This is a genomic window from Streptomyces sp. SID14478 (assembly GCF_010548525.1).
Lineage (GTDB): Bacteria > Actinomycetota > Actinomycetes > Streptomycetales > Streptomycetaceae > Streptomyces.
In genome coordinates this window covers 1-2,524 of sequence record NZ_JAAGMG010000363.1, presented here as the reverse complement: position 1 = coordinate 2,524, position 2,524 = coordinate 1, and the positions used below count along the sequence as shown (strand labels likewise).

Annotated in this window: 2 protein-coding genes and 1 pseudogene; 1 reads left to right on the top strand and 2 read right to left on the bottom strand. The window is 72.0% G+C overall.

The window, feature by feature from the left end; genetic code table 11:
* Positions 1-70: 70 nt before the first annotated feature.
* On the bottom strand, positions 71-1,003 hold the full coding sequence (locus tag G3I40_RS11920) for a phosphatase PAP2 family protein (protein WP_164302128.1): 933 nt from the start codon (positions 1,001-1,003) through the stop codon (positions 71-73).
* 245 nt (positions 1,004-1,248) lie between these two features.
* On the opposite strand from G3I40_RS11920, the gene G3I40_RS11915 reads away from it, so the two are divergent.
* Complete coding sequence (locus G3I40_RS11915) at positions 1,249-1,848, top strand: histidine phosphatase family protein (protein ID WP_164302127.1); 600 nt, start codon at positions 1,249-1,251, stop codon at positions 1,846-1,848.
* A 207-nt stretch (positions 1,849-2,055) separates the two neighbouring features.
* Here the strand turns inward: G3I40_RS11915 and G3I40_RS11910 are convergent.
* Positions 2,056-2,524: pseudogene (locus tag G3I40_RS11910) on the bottom strand (tetratricopeptide repeat protein); the annotation flags it as partial.

Genomic DNA, 2,524 nt, shown 5'->3' with positions numbered 1-2,524 from the left:
CGGGTTCGCCGCGAGGGCGGCCAGGGCCCGGGCGTCCAGCGGGCGCGGCGGATGGTCGGGGCCGCGCAGCTCAGCGAGCTGGTGCCGCAGCCCCGTCGCCCGCGTCGCGGGACGGGGCTGCCTTGCGCTGTCCGGGAATTCGCTCACCCGGGGAAGTCTGGCACTCTCCACTGACAATCGAGGACGGTGTGGCGGAAGGGGCGGTCGCGGAGCCGAGCGAGATCATGCCGCCGACCCGGTCCCGGATCCGGGCCGCGATCCGCATCACCGGCTTCGTCAGGAGGAAGCCCACGCCCATCACGGCGACCCCGGCCAGCGCGTCGAAGAAGTAGTGGTTGGCGGTGCCCATCACGACGATCGTGGTGATCAGCGGGTACGCGACGCCGGCGGCCTTCACGTACGGGTTGCGGCCGTTGCGCCACAGCATGATCCCGCACCACAGGGCCCACCCGACGTGCAGGCTGGGCATGGCCGCGTACTGGTTGGTCATCCCGCCCATGCCCTTGGGCGCGCTGGCCGCGCCGCCCCACCAGCCGTACGAGCTGTACTGCGCCATGGTGTCGACGAAGCCGTGGCCGGCCGAGAGCAGCCGGGGCGGACAGGTCGGCAGCATCGTGAAGCCGATGAGGCCGATCATCGTGGAGGTCAGCAGCCAGGTGCGGGCCGCGCGGTAGAGGTGGGCGCGACGGCGGAAGAGCCAGATCAGGACGACCGGGGTGACCGCGTAGTGCAGCGAGGCGTACCAGAAGTCGGCGGGTACGCCGATCCAGGCCTCACGGGTGAACAGACGGTTCAGCGGATGTTCGAGGTTCAGGTGGACGGCCTTCTCGGCCCGGAGTATCGCCAGACCGTGGTCGACGGCCGTGCTCACCTCGCCGCGGGCCAGCAGTCGCCCCGCCGAGTACGCGCCGTACACGAGGACGAGCAGCGGCAGCTCCGTCCACCAACGGAGCCGCGCACCGGGTATCGCCTCCGTGCGCGGTGCGTCGTCGATCTGCGACATTCGGGCCGCTCCCCCTCTTCCTCGTTCGGCGGCCTCCGGCCACTTGCCCACCCTACGGCGTATGTGGGGGCTTTCGTGGGCTGCCCCTGACCCTCGTAGACGCCGAGATCAGGTAGCGGGTTGCCCGGCAGGCGTCCAGTAATCGGGTTGCGCGATGATGGAGGGGAGGACGCTCCGCGTTCGCCCCCCGTTCACTGAGTAATTCCGGTACGTCGCATACGTCCCGTAATCGTGAAAGGTCCGCCATGGCACCGCGCATCCTGTTGGCCCGGCACGGACAGACGGAATGGTCCCTGTCCGGACGGCACACCGGCAGGACGGACATCCCGCTCCTGGATGAGGGCCGGCGCGGCGCGAAGCTGCTCGGCGAGCGGCTCGGCCGGGCCCCGTACGACGGTCTGGACGGCGTCGAGGTGCGCACCTCTCCGCTGGTGCGGGCGAGCGAGACGTGTGAGCTCGCCGGGTTCGGCGAGCGGGCCACCGTGTGGGACGCGCTGATGGAGTGGGACTACGGCGCCTACGAGGGCCTCACCCCCGCCCAGATCCAGGAGCTGCGGCCCGGCTGGTTCATCTGGCGCGACGGCGTCCCCGAGGGCGAGACGCTCGCGGAGGTGACGGCGCGGGCCGACGAGGTGGTGGCGTGGGCGCGCGGCGCGTCCCGCGACGTACTGGTGTTCGCGCACGGGCACATCCTGCGGTCGATCGGGGCGCGCTGGCTCGGGCTGCCGCTCGACTTCGCGTCCCGCATCCGGTTGAACCCGACGTCGCTCTCCGTACTGGGGTGGGCTTACGGGGAGCCGGCGATCGAGTCGTGGAACGAGACGGGGCACCTCGCGGCGGGCTGAGCCGTATCGGGTGCCCGTCTGCCATGTTCTTGTCTCGTTGCCGGGTGCGCGTTTCGTCGGGGCTTCTCGCGCAGTTCCCCGCGCCCCTGAGATGCGCACTGCGTGCGCCATCTCCCCCATGAAGACAAGCGGCGAAGCCGCAAGCCTTCCAGGGGCGCGGGGAACCGCGCGAGAAGCCCCACCGGGCCCGCGCCCCGCGATGAACCTCTAGCGCCGCGATGCCGCGTGACGTTCCAAGAAGGCCGCAACCCCTGCCGCCCGCCGGTGCGGCAGCAGGACACGGGCCGTGGTCGCCAACATCCCCTCGATGCGCGAGGACCGCACTTCCCGGAGCAGGTCGAGCGCCTGCGACCCCGCTGACGCGGATTCGTCCGGGTGCCCGGCACGGGCCAGGTCGTCCGCCAACTGGGCCGTGTACAAAGCGGTGTTGCGCGTGAAGTGCGGGTCCTGCAGGGCCGCGGCGCGGCGCGCGTGCCGGACCGCGCGGGGCCATTCGCCCAGCGCCGACCAGCACTGTGCCTCCAGGCCCTCCAGCTCGGCCTCGCCGTAGAACGACATCCACTCCGGGTCCGCGTCCGAGCCGCCCCGCGCGAACAGGGCCTGCGCCCGTGCCATCGAGCGCTCGCACGCCCGGCGGTCGCCGATCCCGGCCCAGCCGCCCGCCTCCCGCAGCGCG

What these genes read in the sequence shown, in the direction of transcription:
- G3I40_RS11920 (WP_164302128.1), bottom strand. Translation starts at nt 1,003, where the DNA reads ATGTCGCAGATCGACGACGCACCGCGCACGGAGGCGATACCCGGTGCG.
- G3I40_RS11915 (WP_164302127.1), top strand. Translation starts at nt 1,249, where the DNA reads ATGGCACCGCGCATCCTGTTGGCCCGGCACGGACAGACGGAATGGTCC.